Origin of the sequence: Klebsiella sp. Lac1 (assembly GCF_009825425.1) — a bacterium.
Taxonomy (GTDB): Bacteria; Pseudomonadota; Gammaproteobacteria; order Enterobacterales; family Enterobacteriaceae; genus Klebsiella; species Klebsiella electrica.
Window position 1 is genome coordinate 235,744 of record NZ_VJZJ01000001.1, and the last position, 21,241, is coordinate 256,984.

The window sequence follows — 21,241 nt, forward strand, 5'->3', positions numbered from 1 at the left end:
GGCGGCCAGTGTGCCGCCCCGTTTCCGACGGGCTGTCGGTTAGCGGTTATCCGTTTCATCAGACGTCTGTGCGGTGCGGTTGAGTTTGTTTTCATAATCACGTTTGATTATCTCCAGCGCCCCCAGTACGGTTTGTGCTGACACCTGGTTCTCTTCCAGCAGCATAATCAAATCAACGGCCAGTTTGACCTCATCCGGGGCATTTTCCAGCGACATAGTGATTCCTTCTGTTAGCGCGTTAAGCGTGCCAGCACGCCTTCTATTTTTTCCAGCGCATCGCGACAGCGCGCTAAACGCCCGGCGCAGGCATCGACTTCCTTCGCCAGCCGCTGCTGCTCCTCAAGCGTTGTCGCCTGCGCCAGTTGATGCTGGCGATCGTTGCGCATCGCCAGCAGTCGACGTTCGTACTCCTGATGCTGAAGCCGCCGCCGCTGCCAGCGGTTCACCCCGGGCGAGGCGCTGTCCCAGCTGCGTAGCGGCCAGGTTGCCGCCTCCCGGCTGAGGGCGGCAACCTGCGCGACCAGCCGCTCCGCCAGCCAGGCGACCTGCGGAAGCTGTTGCTGCTCAACGGCCTGCCGCAGCTCGGAAAAGTGCTGCTGCGCCTCCTTGAGACAGTCCTGCATCAGGGTGCTGCGAGTACGGAACAGCTGGCGATCGAAGCGGGCGCTGAGCGTAGCATGATGCGCCAGCGGCGCAACCTGCGCGGCCAGCTGAGCCAACTGATTTTCCAGCGTGTGTAAAAGCCGGGTTGTTTTCAAATAACTCCTCCCTGGTCTGATAGACAACTGTGCTACAGTAGCCCTCTTTGCTGATAACGATTCGCATTATGCCACGTATCATTTTAATCATCATAGGCTGGCTGGCGGTAGTGCTGGGGACGCTGGGCGTCTTTTTGCCTTTATTGCCGACCACCCCGTTTATACTGCTGGCGGCCTGGTGTTTTGCCCGTTCTTCACCGCGCTTTCACCACTGGCTGCTGCACCGTTCCTGGTTCGGCGGCTATCTTCGTCACTGGCAGCAATACCGTGCGATGCCGCCCGGCGCCAGGCCGCGGGCAATCGTGATGATTCTGCTGACCTTCGGCGTGTCGCTGTGGCTGGTTAAGCTTACGTGGGTTCGCATCATGCTGCTGGTGATTCTGGCCTGCCTGTTGATATTTATGTGGCGTATTCCGGTTGTTGACGCGACGCAACAAAAGCACTGATGCACCATAATGAGTGTTGCAATTGTCGCTTACAGACAGTAAATTCGAGCGTTTTCGAGCGCGGGTACGCCTGGTCAAAGGTTAATCAAATGTTTCTTTGACCCGTCTGGCCTGCCCGTGAGTAACACCGTTTTTATCAGGCATAAACTTATGACCGCAACTGCACAGCAGCTTGAATATCTAAAAAGCAGCATCCAAAGCATTCAGGACTATCCGAAACCGGGTATTCTTTTCCGCGATGTCACCAGCTTGCTGGAAGACCCGAAAGCCTATGCGTTAAGCATTGAGCTGCTGACCGAGCGTTATAAAAACGCCGGCATCACCAAAGTGGTGGGCACCGAGGCGCGCGGTTTTCTGTTTGGCGCTCCGGTTGCGCTGGCGCTGGGTGTGGGTTTTGTGCCGGTACGTAAACCGCGCAAGCTGCCGCGTGAAACCATTGCCGAGAGCTACGAGCTTGAATACGGTACCGATCAGCTGGAAATTCATGTCGATGCGATCAAAGCAGGCGATAAAGTTCTCGTCGTTGACGATCTGCTGGCCACCGGCGGCACCATTGACGCCACCGTGAAGCTGATCCGTCGTCTGGGCGGTGAGGTTCATGATGCCGCGTTTATTATCAACCTGTTTGATCTGGGCGGCGAACAGCGCCTTGAGAAAGCGGGCATTCACTGTTATAGCCTGGTTCCATTCCCGGGCCACTAAGCATTTCCCGAGACATAGCCTCGCCGATCGGGCGGGGCTGTGATAGCATGACCCCTCGTGATTTCACCTTCCAGCGTTTCAGAGCCAGCCCATGAGTTATCAGGTCTTAGCCCGTAAATGGCGCCCACAAACCTTTGCTGACGTTGTCGGCCAGGAACATGTGCTGACCGCACTGGCGAACGGCTTATCGTTAGGGCGCATTCATCACGCTTATCTCTTTTCCGGCACCCGCGGGGTAGGGAAAACCTCCATCGCGCGCTTGCTCGCAAAAGGGTTGAACTGTGAAACCGGTATTACCGCCACGCCGTGCGGCGTGTGCGATAACTGCCGCGAAATAGAGCAGGGGCGCTTTGTCGATCTGATTGAGATTGATGCCGCTTCCCGTACCAAAGTCGAAGATACCCGCGACCTGCTGGACAATGTCCAGTATGCGCCGGCCCGTGGCCGCTTTAAAGTCTATCTGATCGATGAAGTCCACATGCTGTCGCGCCACAGCTTCAACGCGTTGTTAAAAACGCTGGAGGAGCCGCCTGCGCACGTCAAATTCCTGCTGGCGACCACCGATCCGCAGAAGCTGCCGGTGACTATCCTGTCGCGTTGTCTGCAGTTCCATCTTAAGGCGCTGGATGTCGAACAGATCCGCCATCAGCTTGAGCATATTCTCGGTGCAGAGCAGATTACTTTTGAATCCCGCGCGCTGCAGCTGCTGTCGCGCGCGGCGGACGGCAGCCTGCGCGATGCCTTAAGCCTGACCGATCAGGCGATTGCCAGCGGCGATGGTCGTCTGACGGCGGAGTCGGTCAGTACGATGCTCGGCACCCTCGACGACGATCAGGCGCTATCGTTAATTGAGGCGCTGGTGGCGGCCGATGGCGAACGCGTTATGGCGGGGGTCAACGAAGCGGCCTCCCGCGGCGTTGAGTGGGAAGCGCTGCTGGTTGAAATGCAGAGTCTGCTGCACCGCATTGCGATGGTTCAGCTCTCTCCTTCGGCGCTGGGCGCCGATATGGCCGCGGTGGAGCTGCGGATGCGTGAACTCGCGCGCACCGTGCCGCCTACCGATATACAATTGTACTATCAGACGCTCCTGATTGGCCGCAAAGAGCTGCCGTATGCGCCGGACAGGCGTATGGGGGTGGAAATGACGCTGCTGCGCGCGCTGGCATTCCATCCGCAGGCGCCGCTGCCGGAACCCGAGGTGAAGCCGCTACCGGCAACGCCGTCCGCGCCTGTGCAGGCGGCGCCCGTCTCCGCTCCGCCGGTGCAGCCGCCGCAGAATCTGCCGCAAACCACCAGTCAGGTACTGGCGGCACGCAGTCATCTGCAGCGCAACCAGGGAGCACCCAGTCCAAAAAAGAGTGAACCGGCAGCCGCATCCCGCGCGCGGCCGGTGAATAACGCTGCGCTGGAGCGACTGAGTTCAATCACCGAGCGCGTGCAGTCCCGTCCGGCCGTTGCTGCGGTGCAGGAAAAGGTTCCGGCCAAAAAAGAAGCCTATCGCTGGAAAGCGACGACGATTGTCGAAACGGTGAAAGAAGAGGTCGCGACGCCGAAGGCGCTGAAGAAAGCGCTGGAGCATGAAAAAACGCCGGAGCTGGCGGCAAAACTGGCGCTGGAAGCGGTCGAACGCGACGGCTGGGCGGCGGAAGTTAACCAACTGGTGGTGCCGAAACTGGTAGAGCAGGTGGCGCTGAACGCGTGGAAAGAGCAGGACGGTAGTCGTATCTGCCTGCATCTGCGTCCGAGCCAGCGGCATCTCAATTCCGCTGGCGCGCAGCAAAAGTTGGCTGAAGCGCTCGGCGTGTTGTACGGTTCAGCGGTTGAATTGACCATCGTGGAAGACGATAATCCTGCGATGCGCACGCCGCTGGAGTGGCGGCAGGCAATTTATGAAGAGAAGCTCGCGCAAGCGCGTGACGCGATTATTGCGGATAACAACATCCAGACGCTGCGCCGGTTCTTCGATGCGGATCTGGATGAAGAGAGTATCCGCCCCATTTGATTGCAAGTTTGACTTGCGGTCAGCATCCTTAACGATGACTTACTGAGAGAGAAGCCTATGTTTGGTGGAAAAGGCGGTCTGGGTAACCTGATGAAGCAGGCCCAGCAGATGCAAGACAAAATGCAGAAAATGCAGGAAGAGATCGCGCAGCTGGAAGTGACCGGCGAATCCGGCGCAGGTCTGGTTAAAGTGACCATTAACGGCGCGCATAACTGCCGTCGCGTGGAAATTGACCCGAGCCTTCTGGAAGACGACAAAGATATGCTGGAAGATCTTGTCGCTGCGGCGTTCAACGATGCGGCGCGCCGTATTGAAGAGACCCAGAAAGAGAAGATGGCTTCCGTCTCCTCCGGCATGCAGCTGCCGCCTGGCTTTAAGATGCCGTTCTGATGCAAACCAGCCCGCTGTTAACTCAGCTTATGGAAGCATTGCGCTGCCTGCCGGGCGTTGGCCCGAAGTCAGCGCAGCGCATGGCGTTTACGCTACTTCAGCGCGATCGTAGCGGCGGGATGCGTCTGGCGCAGTCATTGACGCGCGCGATGTCGGAAATCGGCCACTGCGCCGATTGCCGCACCTTCACCGAGCAGGAGGTGTGCAATATTTGCAGCAACCCGCGCCGCCGTGAAAACGGCCAGATTTGCGTGGTGGAAAGCCCCGCAGACATCTATGCCATTGAGCAGACCGGGCAGTTTTCCGGGCGCTACTTTGTCCTGATGGGCCACCTGTCGCCGCTTGATGGCATCGGGCCGGACGATATCGGGCTCGATCGTCTGGAGCAGCGCCTGCGCGACGAATCGATGCGGGAAGTGATCCTCGCCACCAACCCGACGGTGGAAGGCGAAGCGACCGCCAACTACATCGCCGAACTCTGCGCGCAGTATGGTGTGGAAGCCAGCCGTATCGCCCACGGCGTACCGGTAGGCGGCGAGCTGGAGATGGTTGACGGCACCACGCTGTCGCACTCCCTTGCCGGCCGGCACAAGATTCGTTTTTAACCAAACGGAGGCGCTTTTTGGCGCCCCCGCTTGAAAATTTCTCCCCCAGTCCCCATCTCCCCTTCATCGGTTTTTTTACCATTAACAATGGCATTGTTGAGGTTGATTTAGATGAAAGGACAAGAAACTCGTGGTTTTCAGTCAGAGGTTAAACAGCTTCTGCACCTGATGATCCATTCTCTTTATTCCAATAAAGAAATTTTCCTGCGTGAACTGATTTCCAACGCCTCCGATGCGGCCGACAAGCTGCGTTTCCGCGCGCTGTCCCAGCCGGACCTGTATGAAGGCGACGGCGAGCTGCGCGTGCGCGTCTCTTTTGACAAAGATAACCGCACCTTGACCATCGCCGATAATGGCATCGGGATGAATCGCGATGAAGTGATTGACCACCTTGGGACGATTGCCAAATCCGGCACCAAATCGTTCCTCGAATCCATGGGCTCCGATCAGGCGAAAGACAGCCAGCTGATTGGCCAGTTTGGCGTCGGCTTCTACTCGGCGTTTATCGTGGCCGATAAAGTCACCGTGCGCACCCGTGCGGCGGGCGATAGCGCGGAAAACGGCGTGTTCTGGGAGTCTGCCGGCGAAGGCGATTACACCGTTGCCGATATCACCAAAGCCGATCGCGGCACTGAAATTACCCTGCACCTGCGTGAAGGCGAGGATGATTTCCTCAACGACTGGCGCGTGCGTTCGATCATCAGCAAATATTCCGATCATATCGCGCTGCCGGTAGAGATTGAAAAGCGCGAAGAGGTTGACGGTGAAACGGTGATCTCCTGGGAGAAAATCAACAAGGCCCAGGCGCTGTGGACGCGTAATAAGTCGGAAATCAAAGACGACGAATATAACGAATTCTATAAACACATTGCCCACGACTACAGCGATCCGCTGACCTGGAGCCACAACCGCGTGGAAGGCAAGCAGGAGTACACCAGCCTGCTGTATATCCCGTCGCAGGCGCCGTGGGATATGTGGAACCGCGATCACAAGCATGGCCTGAAGCTGTACGTGCAGCGCGTCTTCATCATGGATGAAGCCGAGCAGTTCATGCCGAACTATCTGCGCTTTGTCCGCGGCCTCGTCGACTCCAACGATCTGCCGCTGAACGTGTCGCGTGAAATTCTGCAAGACAGCAGCGTCACCCGCAACCTGCGCACCGCCCTGAGCAAACGCGCGCTGCAGATGCTGGAAAAACTGGCCAAAGACGACGCGGAAAAATATCAGACCTTCTGGCAGCAGTTTGGCCTGGTGCTGAAAGAAGGCCCGGCGGAGGACAGCGCGAATCAGCAGACGATTGCGAAGCTGCTGCGTTTCGCCTCTACCCATACCGATTCCGCCGCGCAGAGCGTGTCGCTGGAAGAGTATGTCTCGCGCATGAAAGAAGGGCAGGAGAAGATCTACTACATCACCGCCGACAGCTATGCCGCGGCGAAGAGCAGCCCGCACCTCGAGCTGCTGCGTAAGAAAGGCATCGAAGTACTGCTGCTTTCTGACCGCATCGACGAGTGGATGATGAGCTACCTGACCGAGTTCGATGGCAAGGCGTTCCAGTCGGTCGCGAAAGCCGACGAATCGCTGGATAAGCTGGCGGATGAGGTCGACGAAAGCACCAAAGAGGCCGAAAAGGCGCTGGAACCGTTCGTTGAGCGCGTGAAAACGCTGCTGGGCGAGCGGGTGAAAGAGGTCCGTCTGACGCACCGTCTGACCGACACCCCGGCGATTGTCACCACCGATGCGGACGAAATGAGCACCCAGATGGCGAAGCTGTTTGCCGCTGCGGGTCAGTCTGCGCCGGAAGTGAAGTACATTTTCGAACTGAACCCGGCGCACCCGCTGGTGAAACGTGCCGCCGATACTCAGGATAACGCGCAGTTCGGTGAGTGGGTCGAGCTGCTGCTCGATCAGGCCCTGCTGGCTGAACGCGGTACCCTGGAAGATCCTAACCAGTTTATTCGCCGCATGAACCAGCTGCTGGCTTCCTGATCCCTTTGTTGTTTGTCCACACCGGTCCGGCCGGTGTGGACGCCTCCTCCGATAGCGTAAAATCTGCCTTTCAGGCAAAATAAACCTTCCATTAACCGTTTCAGCCGCTCTGCCTTCCTTGAGCCATCCGCATTCTGGTGGTATCGTTTAGCGCTTTTTGAAAAATTGAATCAACTTTTGAGGGGATTTTCGTAATGCGTATTATTCTGCTTGGCGCTCCGGGCGCGGGTAAAGGAACTCAGGCTCAGTTCATCATGGAGAAATACGGAATTCCGCAAATCTCTACCGGTGACATGCTGCGCGCTGCGGTGAAATCTGGCTCCGAGCTGGGCAAACAGGCCAAAGACATCATGGACGCTGGCAAGCTGGTGACTGACGAACTGGTTATTGCGCTGGTGAAAGAGCGTATCACCCAGGAAGATTGCCGTAACGGTTTCCTGCTCGATGGCTTCCCGCGCACCATTCCGCAGGCTGACGCCATGAAAGAAGCGGGCATCGCCGTTGATTACGTTCTGGAATTTGATGTGCCAGACGAACTGATCGTTGACCGTATCATTGGTCGTCGCGTTCACGCGGCTTCCGGTCGCGTATACCACATCAAATTCAACCCGCCGAAGGTTGAAGGCAAAGACGACGTGACCGGCGAAGAGCTGACCACCCGTAAAGATGACCAGGAAGAGACCGTCCGTAAGCGCCTGGTGGAATACCATCAGATGACGGCGCCGCTGATCGGTTACTATCAGAAAGAAGCTGAAGCGGGCAACACCCGGTACGCGAAGGTTGACGGTACCAAAGCCGTTGCCGACGTGCGCGTTGAACTGGAAAAAATCCTCGGTTAATCCCGTTGGTTCTCATCCTGCGACGGTGGGATGAGAACATCTCTTATTATACCTTTTTCTATGATTGGTTCCGTTTAGCGCCATTTCAGCTACAATTGTCAGCGATTCAAATGGTTAAGAGGCGGTAATGCATCAGACGAAAACAGGTATCTTGTTAGCCAACTTAGGCACTCCCGATGCGCCCACGCCCGATGCGGTGAAGCGCTATCTGCGACAATTTCTCAGCGACAAGCGGGTAGTTGATACGCCCCGTCTGCTGTGGTGGCCGCTCCTGCGCGGCGTGATACTGCCCCTGCGCGCGCCGCGGGTCGCGAAACTTTATCAGTCCGTGTGGATGGAAGAGGGCTCGCCGCTGATGGTTTACAGCCGTCGACAGCAGCAGGCGCTGGCCGCGCGTCTACCCGATACGCCGGTTGCCTTAGGCATGAGCTACGGCTCGCCTGCGCTGGAAAGCGCGGTGGATGAACTGCTGGCCCAGGGCGTGGACCATATCGTGGTGCTGCCGCTGTATCCGCAGTACTCCTGCTCCACCGTGGCAGCCGTGTGGGATGAACTGGCGAGAATTCTGGCTAAAAAACGGGCCATCCCGGGTATCTCCTTTATTCGCGATTATGCCGATGATGCCAGCTATATCGATGCGCTGGCCGCCAGCGTGCGCGCATCGTTTGCCGTGCACGGCGAACCGGATGTGCTGCTGCTTTCTTATCACGGCATCCCGCAGCGTTTTGCCCACGAAGGCGATGATTACCCGCAGCGCTGCCGCGATACCACCCGCGAGCTGGTCTCCGCGTTGGGACTGGCGCCGGACCGCGTCATGATGACCTTCCAGTCGCGCTTTGGCCGCGAGCCGTGGCTGACGCCCTACACCGACGAGACTTTGAAAATGTTGGGCGAGAAGGGCGTGAAGCATATTCAGGTGATCTGTCCGGGCTTTGCTGCCGATTGTCTGGAAACGCTGGAGGAGATTGCGGTACAGAACCGGGAAGTCTTCCTCGAAGCTGGCGGGCAGAAATATGAATATATCCCGGCGCTTAATGCGGACAGCGCGCATATCGAAATGATGGTCAACCTGACGGCACCGTATCGCTAATCGCATGCGGCAAGGGGAATATGCTATTATTCCCCGCTTGTTCACTGCCATTAAATCGCCACTATGAAATTTCCCGGTAAACGCAAATCCAAACACTACTTTCCCGTCAATGCCCGCGATCCGCTGCTGCAACAAACGCAGCCGGAAAATGAATCCAGCATCGCGTGGGTGGTCGGCATCGATCAAACGCTGGTTGATATCGAAGCCAAAGTAGATGAGGCGTTTATCGTGCGCTACGGCCTCAGCGCCGGCCATTCGCTGGTCATCGAAGATGATGTCGCTGAGACGCTCTATCAGGAGCTGGTACGGAATCATTTAATTACCCACCAGTTTGCCGGTGGTACGATCGGCAATACCATGCACAATTACTCGGTGCTGGCGGATGACCGCTCGGTATTGCTGGGCGTCATGTGCAGCAACATCGAAATCGGCGGCTACGCCTATCGCTATCTGTGCAACACCTCCAGTCGTACTGACCTGAACTATCTGCAAGGGGTCGACGGGGCCATTGGTCGCTGCTTTACCCTGATTAGCGACGCGGGCGAACGCACCTTTGCCATCAGTCCGGGCCACATGAATAAGCTGCGTCCGGAAAGCATTCCTGAAGAGGTGATTGCCGGTGCCTCTGCGCTGGTGTTGACCTCCTATCTGGTGCGCTGCAAGCCCGGCGAGCCGATGCCGGACGCGACGATGAAAGCCATCGAGTATGCCAAAAAGCATGATGTGCCGGTGGTGCTGACGCTGGGCACGAAGTATGTCATTGCCGATAACCCGCAATGGTGGCAGCAGTTCCTCAAGGAGAACGTCTCTATTCTGGCGATGAATGAAGAAGAGGCCGAAGCGCTGACCGGGCTGTCCGATCCGCTGCTGGCTTCGGATAAGGCGCTGGAGTGGGTGGACCTGGTACTGTGTACCGCCGGACCTGCGGGGCTGTATATGGCCAGCTTTACGGAAGACGAGGCCAAACGGAAAACCCAGCATCCGCTGCTGCCGGGGGCGATTGCCGAATTCAACCAGTATGAGTTTAGCCGCGCAATGCGTCATCAGGATTGCGTGAACCCTTTACGGATTTATTCGCATATCGCGCCGTATATGGGGGGGCCTGAGAAAATTATGAATACCAACGGTGCCGGTGACGGGGCGCTGGCGGCGCTGCTGCACGATATTACCGCCAATAACTATCACCGCAATAACGTACCAAACTCCAGCAAGCACAAGTGCAAGTGGCTGACCTACTCGTCGCTGGCGCAGGTGTGCAAATACGCGAACCGCGTCAGCTATCAGGTATTGAACCAGCACTCTCCGCGTTTAACTCGCGGCCTGCCGGAACGAGAAGATAGTCTGGAAGAGGCATACTGGGAGCGTTAAACCCGTTTCCCCTCTTGCGCCGCGAGAGGGGAATAAGGTAGCAACAGCAGGGACCGGCTGAGTACGCCTCTCGCTGCCCGAGAGGCGCTAAGGTAGCATCGGGAACGGGATTATCCGGTAACCACTTCACCCGCCGGCGGCGTCTCCAGCAGTAGCAGCATGGCGCGTGCGATTTCACGCTCGCCCATCACCACCTGATTCGCGCCGCGTTCGGTAATGTAATCCACTTCATCGTCATAATGCGCCCGAGCGATAATCTCGATATTCGGGCATTTCTCGCGGGCGGCAGCGACGATTTCCCCCGCCTCATAGCCGTTAGGAATGGTCAGCAGCAGCCAGCGGGCGCAGTCCAGATGCGCCAGATTCATGATCTCTTCATTCGCCGCATTGCCCAGCACCGCGCGAATACCGCGCGCGCGCAGTTCATCGACGCGGGTACGCGAGGTTTCGATAACCACCAGCGGAATCCCCTGGGCCATCAGCTTTTCGCCCAGCAGGCTCCCGACGCGGCCAAAGCCCACCAGCAGCGCGTGGTTGCAAATATCGACCGGAATCTGCTTCTCTTCCTCAAGCACTTCTTCGAAGGTCTGCTCGTCCAGCGTCTCGGTTTTATCGAGGTATTTTTCCAGCACGGCGAACAGCACCGGGTTAAGCATGATGGAGATAATCGCCCCGGCCAGGACCAGATTTTGTCCGGCCTGCGGCAGCAGATTCAGCGCCATGCCAAGCCCGGCAAGGATAAAGGCGAACTCACCGATTTGCGCGAGGCTGGCGGCGATAGTCAGCGCGGTGCGCGGCGAGTGGCCGAACATCCGCACGAGGAAAAAGGCGGCCACCGACTTACCGAAGATAATGATAGCCAGCGTCGCCAGCACCGCCAGCGGTTGCTCCAGCAGGATCATCGGATCAAACAGCATGCCCACGGAGACAAAGAACAGCACGGCGAACGCATCGCGCAGCGGCAGCGTATCGTGCGCGGCGCGGTGGCTGAGTTCGGATTCGTTCAGCACCATTCCGGCGAAAAATGCGCCAAGCGCAAAGGAGACGTCGAACAGCTCAACCGCACCGAAGGCGATCCCGAGAGCGAGGGCCAGCACCGACAGGGTAAACAGTTCGCGGGAGCCGGTGGCGGCGCTGCGGGACATAATCCACGGTACCAGACGACGGCCCACCAGCATCATAATGGCGATAAAGGCGATCACTTTGCCGATGGTGATCCCCATATCGACGGCCAGCGACGCCAGGCCAACATCGCCTTTCTCCGCCATACCGGCGACGGCCGGCAGCAGAACCAGCGTCAGAACCATCACTAAATCTTCGACGATGAGCCAGCCGATGGCTATCTGCCCTCGCTGGCTATCAATAAGCTGCCGTTCCTCCAACGCGCGCAGCAGCACCACGGTACTGGCGGTAGAGAGACACAGGCCAAATACGATGCCGGTCATCAATGACCAGCCCAGCACGGCAGAAAGCGCCATACCCAGCAGCGTTGCCACGGCTATCTGGGCAATCGCGCCGGGAATGGCTATCGACTTTACCGCCATCAAATCCTTTAAGGAGAAGTGCAGCCCGACGCCGAACATCAGCAATATGACGCCCAGCTCAGCCAGCTCCGGCGCCAGTTTGGTATCGGCAACGAAGCCTGGTGTAAAGGGACCAGATAACACGCCTGCTAATAGATAGCCCACCAGTGGCGAAATGCGCAGCTTATTGGCAATCATGCCGAAGATAAAAGCGAGTACGAGCCCACCGACAATGGTGGTGATAAGCGGTGTTGCGTGGTGCATTCCGTCTCCTTGTATGTGGTGAGCCAATCCATTTTCAGTATTAAACACGCCATCCTGCAGGCCGGTGCGCCGTTCTCCGGGGGATTTATGCACCCATGGATGCACACTCGCTGCCGCGCTGCAACGCGGATGGTGCGGTGTCTAAACCTAAAAAACCGAGTAATAGTTTATGACAGTTTTAGCCATTTTGTTTATGAATAATTGTTGAATTATGCAGAAAAGTGGAATTTAACTGCAAAAAGGCACAGATCGGAAAACTACGGCAGCTAATGAGCGCGAGTGCTGGCAGGATAAGGGATTACCGCGGCCAAAGTTTCACTTTAGCCGCCGGATAATCAGGATTTTTGACGGTTGTCAGGAAGGAATATCGTCAATATGCCGATAAGTGGCAGGAAAGCACAGATTTTATAAACCAGCTCGATACTGGTGTGGTCCGCTAACAGCCCCAGAACGGCGGCTCCGAGCCCCCCCATACCAAATGCGAAACCGAAAAACAGACCGGAAACCATGCCGATACGCCCCGGTAACAGCTCCTGAGCGTAGACCAGAATAGCCGAAAATGCCGAGGCGAGGATAAATCCAATGATCATGGTCAAAATCCCCGTCCACTCCAGCGTGGCGTAGGGTAAAACGAGGGTAAAGGGGGCTACGCCGAGGATCGAGCCCCAAATTACATATTTACGCCCAATCTTATCGCCAACTGGCCCGCCAATCACTGTACCTGCGGCAACGGCAAACAGGAAAATAAACAGATGAACTTGCGCATTCTGGATCGATAATCCGAATTTATGCATCAAATAAAAGGTGTAATAGCTGCTGATACTCGCCATATAGAAATATTTCGAGAAAATCAGCATCAGCAGGATGCCGACCGCCAGAATCACTTTGTTTTTCGGCAGCGGACTGGCGACGACGGTCTTTGGTTTACCTTTATTCATCCGATGCTGCGCGGCATACCAGCGACTGATTTGCGACAGCACGACGATGGCCAGCAGCGCGGCCAGGACGAACCACGCGACGTTACCTTTGCCGTAGGGCGCGATAATCACCGCCGCCAGCAGCGGGCCCAGAGAGCTACCAAAGTTACCGCCAACCTGGAATAGCGACTGCGCCAGTCCGTGACGGCCGCCGGAGGCCATCCGCGCCACGCGCGACGATTCCGGGTGGAAGACCGAAGAACCGGTCCCCACCAGCGCGGCGGCAAGCAGGACCGTGCCAAAACTCCCCGCCAGCGCCAGCAAAACCAGGCCGCAGAGCGTAAAACACATGCCGATCGGCAGCGACCATGGCATCGAATGTTTATCGGTCCAGTAGCCGACCACCGGCTGAAGCAGCGAAGAGGCCAGTTGGAAGGTCAGGGTGATCATCCCGATTTGCACGAAGGTCAGGGAAAACTCCGACTGAAGCAGCGGGTAAATCGCCAGAATCAGCGACTGGATCATATCGTTCAGCAGATGGGACAGGCTGATTGCGCCCAGAATACCAAACGAGGTGCGTGCTTTTTGCGGCGCAGCAGCGGGGCCGGATAAGGGTTGAACAGTCTGATTCGTCGCCATAGGTTCACTTTAAGAGCGTCATTGTGGATGCAGATGAAATTATTATCTGCCTAACATACCTGTCCCTGAGGTGTGAAGGAAGACTCAATGCGCAAAACATATTTGCCTGGCGACGTAACTCGCTATACTTTCGGCACTTGTTTATTAAGTCAGGGAGAGAAAGATGCATTTTTTAAAACGGGCGGTGGCACTGGGGCTATTTACCGCACTGTCTCTGGGAAGCTTATCTGCACGGGCTTATGAGCAGGATAAAACCTATAAAATCACTATTCTGCATACCAACGATCACCACGGGCATTTCTGGCGTAATGATTACGGCGAATATGGGCTGGCGGCGCAAAAGACGTTGGTCGACGGGATTCGCAAAGAGGTCGCCGCTGAGGGCGGCAGCGTTCTGCTGTTATCCGGCGGCGATATTAATACCGGCGTACCGGAGTCCGATTTACAGGATGCGGAGCCAGATTTTCGCGGCATGAACCTGATTGGTTATGATGCGATGGCGGTAGGTAACCACGAGTTTGATAACCCGCTCAGCGTGTTACGCCAGCAGGAAAAGTGGTCAAAGTTTCCGTTCCTCTCCGCCAATATTTACCAAAAAAGTACCGGTGAGCGTCTGTTTAAACCCTGGGCGCTGTTCAAACGCGGCGGGTTAAAAATCGCGGTCATTGGCCTGACCACCGATGACACGGCGAAGATAGGCAACCCGGAGTATTTCACCGACATCGAATTCCGCAAACCGGCGGACGAGGCCAAACTGGTTATCCAGGAACTGCAGCAAAATGAAAAACCGGATGTGATTCTGGCAACCACTCACATGGGCCATTATGACAATGGAAATCATGGTTCTAATGCCCCGGGCGATGTTGAAATGGCGCGCAGCCTGCCGGCAGGAGCGCTGGCGATGATCGTCGGCGGCCATTCGCAGGACCCGGTCTGTATGGCTTCTGAGAATAAAAAACAGGTCGATTATGTGCCGGGCACGCCGTGCGCGCCGGACAGACAGAACGGGATCTGGATCGTGCAGGCGCATGAGTGGGGGAAATATGTCGGACGCGCCGATTTTGAGTTCCGCAACGGCGAGATGAAGCTGGTGCACTATCAGCTGATCCCGGTCAACCTGAAGAAGAAAGTGACCTATGATAACGGCCAGAGCGAGCGGGTGCTCTATACGCCGCAAATACCGGAAAACCCGCAGATGATGTCGCTGCTGACGCCATTCCAGAATAAAGGCAAAGCCCAGCTTCAGGTCAAAGTGGGCAGCGTGAACGGGCATCTTGAAGGCGATCGCAGCAAGGTGCGTTTCGTGCAGACTAATATGGGACGTTTGCTGCTGGCGGCGCAAATGGCGCGTAGCAATGCCGATTTTGCCGTGATGAGCGGCGGCGGTATTCGCGACTCCATCGAAGCCGGGGACATTACCTATAAAGATGTCATGAAGGTGCAGCCGTTCGGCAACGTGCTGGTGTATGTCGATATGAGCGGCAAGGAAGTGACGGAATATCTGACCGCCGTGGCGCAGATGAAACCAGACTCCGGCGCCTATCCGCAGTTCGCCAACGTCAGTTTCGTGGCGAAAGACGGCAAGCTGAATGATTTGAAAATCAAAGGCGAACCGGTCGATCCGACGAAGACTTACCGGATGGCGACGCTGAGTTTTAACGGTACCGGCGGCGACGGCTATCCGCATATCGACAATAAGCCGGGTTATGTGAATACCGGTTTTATCGATGCCGAAGTGCTGAAAGAGTATATCCAGAAAAACTCACCGCTGGATGCGGCCGCCTATGAGCCGAAAGGCGAGGTGAGCTGGCAGTAACGCGCGAGGATTTCCCGGCGGCGCGGCGCTGAGCGAGCTACGGATTTGCCACGATCGGGGGGATCCGTCGTCTGGTCAGACGCCACGCGCCGCCTTCGGGATTATCCCGGTCTGTCTACGCTGAAGCGTGATTAATCGCGGCGGGCGATATCGGCGAATTTGGCGTCGAGAATCTTCGCTAAATCGCTGGCCGCCAGTTCAATATCCAGCCCGCGTTTGCCGCCAGAAATATAAATGGCGTTAAACGTCTGGGCCGGGGCATCAATCAGCGTCGGTAGCCGTTTCTTCTGCCCGAGCGGGCTGATGCCGCCGACCAGATAGCCGGTTGTACGCTGGGCGACCATGGGATCCGCCATGTCCACCTTCTTCGCGCCGAGGGCTTTGGCCACTTTTTTCAAGTCCAGCTGTCCGGCTACCGGCGTCACCGCCACGGCGAGATGTTTCATATCCCCGTTGACTGCAACCAGCAGCGTCTTATAAACCTGGTCTGCATTCAGCCCCAGTTTGCGGACTACTTCGTCGCCAAAGTTGGTTTCATTGGGGTCGTGATCGTAGCTGTGGATCTTAAAAGCAATTTTGTTTTTTTCGAGTAACTTAACGGCGGGAGTCATACTTATCCTTCTTACCAACCGATCTCATGTGCTGTCAGCATACGCCTGTTGAATGTGTAAAAAATAGTACTATCTTGCGCAATAGTATTGGCAGTGATGGTCGCTTTGAGCGACAATCGAACGAGCCGGAATGTCAATTCCGGGATAATAATAATGATGAAATTCCTCTTTGACGGGCCAATAGAAATATTGGCCATTTTTTTACGTCAGCATATCAGGCAGATTCCCTTCACCGTATAAATGCAGCGCGCCGACGGCGACAACATAGCGCCCCGGCGGCAGCGCCAGCAGCGTCTCGCGCCACGCCTGGTTACGCTGGTGCATGAGCACATCGTACAGCGACTGGCTAAAGGTTGTCGGCAGCGTGGTGACGCCTTTAGCGGGCGGCTGCTCCAGCCACCAGCCGATCATCACCTGCAAAAGTCGGGCATTCGTGCGCCAGTGGGTCAACGTATCCGCCAGCAGCGCCAGTCCGCCATCCGGAAGGTCGCGCAGCAGCGCTATCTGGCTGTCGGTTCCTTCAAGCTCCATGACCCGCACGTGACTCTCACGCGCCGCCATCAGCAGCTGGTAGTCAATACCGTAATCCGCACGCAGCCCCAGCTTCTGCGCCTGGGTTGCCTGCAACACCATGGCGACCTGCCAGAGCGGCTGGCTGTCAAACGGCGCCGTCGACAAGCCAAGTTCCGCAGCCCGGCTTTCCAGTTCGACGAGCTGTTGTGGACTTAAACGTTCAGCCAGCGGCGGGCAGGCGGGGAGGCCAGCAAAGGGCGTTTCGTTTCCGGTAATATCCGCCTCAACGATAAGGGCGTCGGCCTGACGAATTTTTTTCAGCAGCCTGGCGGGGGGAGGGGACATATCGCGGGTGCCCATATGAATACTGCCGACCAGATGCAAATAGCGCTCTCCGGGAAGGGTAATATCCAGTGCGGGCCAGGAATAAGACGCGCCGACGGCGGCACGCCACAGCATTTTTATTCGGTTTAACAGGCCCATACGCGCTCCGTAGTGTGAAGCCTTCATGCTAGCGCGTATGGGTCATAACATCTAGTCCTTCGGCTTAAAGCGCAGCAGCCGGTTTGCGTTGCTGACCACGGTAATGGAAGAGAGCGCCATGGCGGCACCGGCTACCACCGGGTTAAGCAGAGTTCCGGTCAGCGGCCATAAGATCCCGGCGGCGATGGGGATCCCCAGCGAGTTGTACACAAAGGCCCCCAGCAGGTTCTGCTTCATGTTGCGCAGCGTGGCTTTTGAAATCGCCAGCGCATCCGCCACGCCGTTCAGGCTATGGCGCATCAGGGTGATGGCCGCCGTCTCAATCGCCACATCGCTCCCGCCGCCCATCGCAATCCCGACGTCGGCCTGGGCCAGCGCCGGCGCGTCGTTGATGCCGTCACCGACCATCGCCACCTGATGCCCCTGGCTTTGCAGGCGCTTGATAGCGTCAGCTTTGCCGTCCGGCAGCACGCCGGCAATCACGTCGTCGATGCCTGCCTCTTTGGCAATCGCGTTAGCGGTCGTCGGGTTATCTCCGGTCAACATCACCAGACGATAGCCCTGGCGGTGCAGACGAGCCAGCGCAGCGACGCTATCGTCGCGCAGCGGGTCGCGAATAGCGAACAGGGCGGCGACCTGGCCATCGATCGCCAGTAGCACTGGCGTTGTCCCTTGCGATGCCTGGGCGGCTATCTCGCTTTCTACGGCGGCGGTGGCAATCTTTTGCTCGTTGAGCAGCGCCTGGTTGCCGAGCAGCAGGGCATGGCCTTCGGCCTCGCCGCTGACGCCGAGTCCGCGCAGGGTACGGAAGTTATCGACTACCGGCAGCAGGCTATCGGCAGCTTTTTCGAGGATCGCCCGCGCCAGCGGATGGCTGGAGCCTTGCTCCAGCGCCGCCGCGAGACGTAACGCCGTAGGCTCATCAACATCGGCAAAGGTTTTTATCGCCACAACCTGCGGTTTACCTTCGGTCAGGGTACCCGTTTTATCAAAAACAAGGGTATCGAGCTGGCTGGCGCGCTGGAGCGCATCGGCATCGCGAACCAGTACGCCATATTCCGCCGCGCGGCCCACGCCGGAGATAATCGACATTGGCGTCGCCAGACCCAGCGCACAAGGACAGGCGATAATCAGCACCGTGGTGGCGATCACCAGGGTATAGACAATTTGCGGCGCCGGTCCGAAGAAGTACCAGATTGCCGCACTGAACAGGGCGATAGCCACCACGGCCGGCACGAACACGGCGGAGATTTTATCCGCCAGCTGGCCGATTTCCGGTTTGCTGCTTTGTGCCTGACGCACCATGCGAATGATGCGGGCCAATGTCGTCTGGCTGCCGACGGCGCTGGCGGTGAACAGAACGCTGCCGTCCTGGACCACGGTGCCGGCATGCAGCGTGTCGCCATCCGCTTTTTGTTGCGGAATGGGTTCGCCGGTCAGCATCGCCTCATCCAGCCAGGCTTCGCCCTGGCTTATCACGCCGTCCACCGGAACCCGGTCGCCGGTCGTCAGGCGCAGGGTCATCCCCGGCTGAACCTCGGCCAGCGGCACGCTTTTCTCACCCTCTTCGCTGACAACCCGCGCCGACGGCGGCGTCAGGTCGAGCAGTTTTTCCAGCGCTTTTGAGGAGCGCTGACGGGCGCGGGCTTCCAGCATATGACCGAGGTTAATTAAACCGATAATCATCGCGCTGGCTTCATAGTAGAGATGGCGAGCCTCCATCGGGAACCACTGCGGCCACAGGTTGACGCTCATGGAATAGAGCCATGCTACGCCGGTTCCCAGCGCCACCAGCGTATCCATGGTGGCGGTACCGTTTTTCAGGCTTTTCCATGCGCTGCGATAGAAATGGCCGCCGGCGAAGACCATCACCGCGAGGGTAGCAAGCCCGATAGCCAGCCACAGGGAACGGTTATCATCGCTGACCATCATATTGTCACCGATCATGCCCCAGACCATGACCGGCACCCCCACCAGCAGCGCAACGATCGCCTGCCAGCGGAATCGTTTCATGGTGGCGATAGCGGTTTCCTGCTGGCGTTCGCGGCGAAGCTGGTCATCTTCGATCGCTTCCGCGCCGTAGCCTGCCTTCTCCACCGCCTGGACTAATTCTGCGGCGGACGCGCTGCCCATAACCAGCGCAGTGCGTTCCGCGAGGTTTACCCGTGCCTGCGTGACGCCCGGTACGCTTTGCAGCGCATTTTGTACCCGGGAAACACAGCTGGCGCAGCTCATGCCGCTTAACAGCAGCTGTTGGCTTTCATCATCAGCCGTCGCTGCCGGAAGCTCAGAAGAGACCGCTGTCAGTGCTTCCGACGGGATTGATGACTCCGCCAGCGGTTTAGCCTTTGGGTGGCTTAACTCTGCGCCGTAACCGGCCTGTTTGATCGTGTCGATAAGCGCTTCGGCACTGGCGCTACCGGTGACGTGTGCTTCGGTGACGGTGACTTCCGCCAGCTCAACGTCCGGGCGCTGTTCGAGACTTTCTTTCACGCGTTTGACGCAGTGACCGCAGGACAAACCGTCCAGGGCCAGGTCGATAGTTTGAGACATAACACACTCCTTTATGACAGGGATGACTGACTGTGATAAAGGTTAAACCTTCCAGCAAGGGGAAGGTCAAGGTGTTTATTGGCGACGGCGTTTTTCGTGTTCCAGCGCAATCGCGCAGACATGTTCCAGAGAGGGAAGGCTGCGGTACCGTTCGGGTAAAGTCATTTTTTTCTCACCACCATCTTGAGGTTGAGCCCTGTTTTCCTTTTTTAAATCATGAATGGTGATGGTTTCGATAATATTTTTTTGCTGCGTAATACTCGCTATTAACGTTTCTAAGCCGGATGTTTCATCAAGAATAATGCGGATTTTTACTTTACCGGGTGACTGATTTTTAGTTTGTAAAAAAATAACGCAATAGCTGAGCTTGATTGCCAGCAGAAATAATCCGGTGGCGAGAAGAGCATGCAGATAAAAACCGGCGCCGCTGATGATCTGTGCCGCCAGGCGCATTGGATCGCTGCGGATATTGGCGAAGATCTCAGCGTAATACTCCGCTGACTGATCGAGACAATCGTCAGGGCGCAGCTGGCTACGGAAATAATCACGCAGGTTTTAAAACCAACCGGTTTACCTTTTGATTCTATCTCCAGACCGATGATTCCGCCGAGAATAAAAGCCACGCCAATTTTGCATAGCGTAATGAAAACAGATTCTCCCTCGCCAGATAAGATGACCGCCAACGTATTCATTTTTCCTCCGCCAAACCCTGCCCGCGAAGGCATGGTATTTCTCTTGCCAGTGCCGGAATGCTAGGCGCGGTAACGGTGAATATAGTGTTCGAGCAGCGCCAGAAGATGGGTGTTATCGATACTTTCGAGGATGCGTACTCTCGCGCCTTGCGGCTCGGGAATACCCACGTCCAGGCGCAGGCCGTCGCGGCCGTAGCGGCAGGTCATACCGCGAGTGATGCCTTCCAGAGAGACGTCGAGGTAATCTTCTGTCGTCGTCGCCATCGTCGGATCGAGCAACCAGGCAACGGTTACAACATCATGGATCCAGCATCCGGGCAGGTTGCGGGTCTGAATCGAGTAGGCGATCCACGGGCGAACAGTCTGGGCCAGGTAACGGCTAAGCCCGTTTTTTACCGAAGTCAGACGATCCAGATCGCGATGAAGCATTTGCGTTTTCGTGGTGACATCCATCGGCACCAGCGTGACAGGCGCGCCGCTGGTGAGTACGGCGTGTGCCGCTTCAGGATCCAAACCAAAATTGGTGTCTTTGATATAGCCGGCAACGTTGAACACCCCGCCCATGATCACGATGTTTTTAACCGTATGAACGATTTCGGGATAGAGTTGCAGCGCTATCGCCACGTTGGTGAGTGGCCCGGTGGCAATCAGCGTTATCTCGCCGGGATGGTTGCAGATCAGCTCACCGATGGCCTGCGGTGCCAAAGGCTGCGCGGCCTGACACGTTGGCGGCACAGGGACGTCCGACCATAGCTGACGTAAGCCAGCGCGATCGACGCCACGATCGAGTTTTTCGCGCCAGGGCTGCGGGTCTTCTCTTAGGGCGCGGGCAGCGCCGCGGTAGACCGGAACGGGGATATCCAACTGACGGACGAGGGCTTTGGCGACGGCATAGCCGGTTTCTACCGGCGTATTGCCTGCCACGGTGGTGATCATTTCCAGGGTGATTTGCGGGGTGGCAATCGCCAGCGCCAGCGCCAGGCCGTCATCGATATTGGCGCCCGGAACGCCGTTCCCCGGGTCGCAGTCGATAATCACGCGCAT

The 21,241-nt window shown here is 57.2% G+C and carries 18 protein-coding genes, 1 pseudogene and 1 other annotated feature; of the genes and pseudogenes, 10 read left to right on the top strand and 9 right to left on the bottom strand.

Annotation, left to right across the window (positions count from 1 at the left end; all coding sequences use genetic code 11):
* Positions 1-39: 39 nt before the first annotated feature.
* A complete protein-coding gene (gene rsmS, locus FNY10_RS01085; protein ID WP_100683175.1) occupies positions 40-216 on the bottom strand; it encodes a pleiotropic regulatory protein RsmS in 177 nt (58 codons plus the stop codon).
* Between the two features lie 14 nt (positions 217-230).
* Complete coding sequence (gene priC / locus FNY10_RS01090; protein ID WP_100683176.1) at positions 231-758, bottom strand: primosomal replication protein N''; 528 nt, start codon at positions 756-758, stop codon at positions 231-233.
* Between the two features lie 68 nt (positions 759-826).
* On the opposite strand from priC, the gene FNY10_RS01095 reads away from it, so the two are divergent.
* The 9 genes from FNY10_RS01095 (at position 827) to FNY10_RS01135 (ending at position 10,186) form a co-directional block, all read left to right on the top strand.
* Positions 827-1,204, top strand: a complete 378-nt coding sequence (locus tag FNY10_RS01095; RefSeq protein ID WP_100683177.1) for a DUF454 family protein — start codon at positions 827-829, stop codon at positions 1,202-1,204.
* Between the two features lie 150 nt (positions 1,205-1,354).
* Positions 1,355-1,906 carry an adenine phosphoribosyltransferase gene (gene apt / locus FNY10_RS01100; protein ID WP_100683178.1) on the top strand — a complete coding sequence of 184 codons (552 nt, stop codon included), beginning with the start codon at positions 1,355-1,357 and terminating at the stop codon, positions 1,904-1,906.
* 91 nt (positions 1,907-1,997) lie between these two features.
* A complete protein-coding gene (dnaX, locus tag FNY10_RS01105) occupies positions 1,998-3,908 on the top strand; it encodes a DNA polymerase III subunit gamma/tau (protein WP_141965198.1) in 1,911 nt (636 codons plus the stop codon).
* Positions 3,238-3,302, top strand: a sequence feature (DnaX frameshifting element). Its footprint overlaps the gene before it by 65 nt.
* A gap of 57 nt (positions 3,909-3,965) precedes the next feature.
* The gene (locus tag FNY10_RS01110; RefSeq protein WP_004858807.1) at positions 3,966-4,298 is read left to right on the top strand and encodes a YbaB/EbfC family nucleoid-associated protein; all 333 of its coding nucleotides are present in this window, start codon (positions 3,966-3,968) and stop codon (positions 4,296-4,298) included.
* Complete coding sequence (recR, locus tag FNY10_RS01115) at positions 4,298-4,903, top strand: recombination mediator RecR (RefSeq protein ID WP_100683180.1); 606 nt, start codon at positions 4,298-4,300, stop codon at positions 4,901-4,903. The genes FNY10_RS01110 and recR overlap by 1 nt, the downstream gene beginning before the upstream one ends.
* 111 nt (positions 4,904-5,014) lie before the next feature.
* The gene (gene htpG / locus FNY10_RS01120; protein ID WP_100683181.1) at positions 5,015-6,889 is read left to right on the top strand and encodes a molecular chaperone HtpG; all 1,875 of its coding nucleotides are present in this window, start codon (positions 5,015-5,017) and stop codon (positions 6,887-6,889) included.
* Positions 6,890-7,083: 194 nt separating this feature from the next.
* The gene (gene adk / locus FNY10_RS01125) at positions 7,084-7,728 is read left to right on the top strand and encodes an adenylate kinase (RefSeq protein ID WP_100683182.1); all 645 of its coding nucleotides are present in this window, start codon (positions 7,084-7,086) and stop codon (positions 7,726-7,728) included.
* A gap of 127 nt (positions 7,729-7,855) precedes the next feature.
* Positions 7,856-8,818, top strand: coding sequence for a ferrochelatase (gene hemH / locus FNY10_RS01130; protein ID WP_131047527.1), 963 nt, complete (start codon positions 7,856-7,858; stop codon positions 8,816-8,818).
* A gap of 63 nt (positions 8,819-8,881) precedes the next feature.
* Positions 8,882-10,186 carry an inosine/guanosine kinase gene (locus FNY10_RS01135; RefSeq protein ID WP_100683184.1) on the top strand — a complete coding sequence of 435 codons (1,305 nt, stop codon included), beginning with the start codon at positions 8,882-8,884 and terminating at the stop codon, positions 10,184-10,186.
* Between the two features lie 110 nt (positions 10,187-10,296).
* Here FNY10_RS01135 and ybaL read toward each other — a convergent pair whose 3' ends face one another.
* Together ybaL and FNY10_RS01145 are read right to left on the bottom strand one after the other, a co-directional pair.
* A complete protein-coding gene (ybaL, locus tag FNY10_RS01140; protein ID WP_160702142.1) occupies positions 10,297-11,973 on the bottom strand; it encodes a YbaL family putative K(+) efflux transporter in 1,677 nt (558 codons plus the stop codon).
* Positions 11,974-12,308: 335 nt separating this feature from the next.
* Positions 12,309-13,529, bottom strand: coding sequence for an MFS transporter (locus FNY10_RS01145; protein WP_141965197.1), 1,221 nt, complete (start codon positions 13,527-13,529; stop codon positions 12,309-12,311).
* Between the two features lie 163 nt (positions 13,530-13,692).
* Here FNY10_RS01145 and ushA point away from each other — a divergent pair, with 163 nt between their 5' ends.
* Positions 13,693-15,345: a bifunctional UDP-sugar hydrolase/5'-nucleotidase UshA gene (ushA, locus tag FNY10_RS01150; protein WP_100683187.1), complete on the top strand. Its 1,653-nt coding sequence runs from the start codon at positions 13,693-13,695 to the stop codon at positions 15,343-15,345.
* Between the two features lie 131 nt (positions 15,346-15,476).
* Here the strand turns inward: ushA and ybaK are convergent, their stop codons facing one another.
* The 5 genes and pseudogenes from ybaK to FNY10_RS01175 all read right to left on the bottom strand — a co-directional run bounded on the left by ybaK (position 15,477) and on the right by FNY10_RS01175 (position 21,241).
* Positions 15,477-15,956 (bottom strand): Cys-tRNA(Pro)/Cys-tRNA(Cys) deacylase YbaK, encoded by a 480-nt coding sequence (ybaK, locus tag FNY10_RS01155; protein ID WP_100683188.1) that lies wholly within the window; start codon positions 15,954-15,956, stop codon positions 15,477-15,479.
* Positions 15,957-16,157: 201 nt separating this feature from the next.
* A complete protein-coding gene (locus FNY10_RS01160) occupies positions 16,158-16,952 on the bottom strand; it encodes a TraB/GumN family protein (protein ID WP_141965195.1) in 795 nt (264 codons plus the stop codon).
* Between the two features lie 51 nt (positions 16,953-17,003).
* Positions 17,004-19,505 (bottom strand): copper-exporting P-type ATPase CopA, encoded by a 2,502-nt coding sequence (gene copA, locus FNY10_RS01165; protein WP_131047531.1) that lies wholly within the window; start codon positions 19,503-19,505, stop codon positions 17,004-17,006.
* Between the two features lie 75 nt (positions 19,506-19,580).
* Positions 19,581-20,197 (bottom strand): annotated as a pseudogene (locus FNY10_RS01170) (MgtC/SapB family protein).
* A 60-nt stretch (positions 20,198-20,257) separates the two neighbouring features.
* Positions 20,258-21,241: a nucleoside hydrolase gene (locus tag FNY10_RS01175; protein WP_142255924.1), complete on the bottom strand. Its 984-nt coding sequence runs from the start codon at positions 21,239-21,241 to the stop codon at positions 20,258-20,260.

Excerpts from the sequence above, each read along its gene's own strand:
- htpG (WP_100683181.1), top strand. The coding sequence starts at position 5,015 with ATGAAAGGACAAGAAACTCGTGGTTTTCAGTCAGAGGTTAAACAGCTT.
- ybaL (WP_160702142.1), bottom strand. The coding sequence starts at position 11,973 with ATGCACCACGCAACACCGCTTATCACCACCATTGTCGGTGGGCTCGTA.
- FNY10_RS01110 (WP_004858807.1), top strand. The coding sequence starts at position 3,966 with ATGTTTGGTGGAAAAGGCGGTCTGGGTAACCTGATGAAGCAGGCCCAG.
- FNY10_RS01145 (WP_141965197.1), bottom strand. The coding sequence starts at position 13,529 with ATGGCGACGAATCAGACTGTTCAACCCTTATCCGGCCCCGCTGCTGCG.
- copA (WP_131047531.1), bottom strand. The coding sequence starts at position 19,505 with ATGTCTCAAACTATCGACCTGGCCCTGGACGGTTTGTCCTGCGGTCAC.
- FNY10_RS01135 (WP_100683184.1), top strand. The coding sequence starts at position 8,882 with ATGAAATTTCCCGGTAAACGCAAATCCAAACACTACTTTCCCGTCAAT.
- adk (WP_100683182.1), top strand. The coding sequence starts at position 7,084 with ATGCGTATTATTCTGCTTGGCGCTCCGGGCGCGGGTAAAGGAACTCAG.
- FNY10_RS01175 (WP_142255924.1), bottom strand. The coding sequence starts at position 21,241 with ATGCGCGTGATTATCGACTGCGACCCGGGGAACGGCGTTCCGGGCGCC.
- FNY10_RS01095 (WP_100683177.1), top strand. The coding sequence starts at position 827 with ATGCCACGTATCATTTTAATCATCATAGGCTGGCTGGCGGTAGTGCTG.
- ybaK (WP_100683188.1), bottom strand. The coding sequence starts at position 15,956 with ATGACTCCCGCCGTTAAGTTACTCGAAAAAAACAAAATTGCTTTTAAG.
- recR (WP_100683180.1), top strand. The coding sequence starts at position 4,298 with ATGCAAACCAGCCCGCTGTTAACTCAGCTTATGGAAGCATTGCGCTGC.
- hemH (WP_131047527.1), top strand. The coding sequence starts at position 7,856 with ATGCATCAGACGAAAACAGGTATCTTGTTAGCCAACTTAGGCACTCCC.
- FNY10_RS01160 (WP_141965195.1), bottom strand. The coding sequence starts at position 16,952 with ATGGGCCTGTTAAACCGAATAAAAATGCTGTGGCGTGCCGCCGTCGGC.
- ushA (WP_100683187.1), top strand. The coding sequence starts at position 13,693 with ATGCATTTTTTAAAACGGGCGGTGGCACTGGGGCTATTTACCGCACTG.
- dnaX (WP_141965198.1), top strand. The coding sequence starts at position 1,998 with ATGAGTTATCAGGTCTTAGCCCGTAAATGGCGCCCACAAACCTTTGCT.
- apt (WP_100683178.1), top strand. The coding sequence starts at position 1,355 with ATGACCGCAACTGCACAGCAGCTTGAATATCTAAAAAGCAGCATCCAA.
- rsmS (WP_100683175.1), bottom strand. The coding sequence starts at position 216 with ATGTCGCTGGAAAATGCCCCGGATGAGGTCAAACTGGCCGTTGATTTG.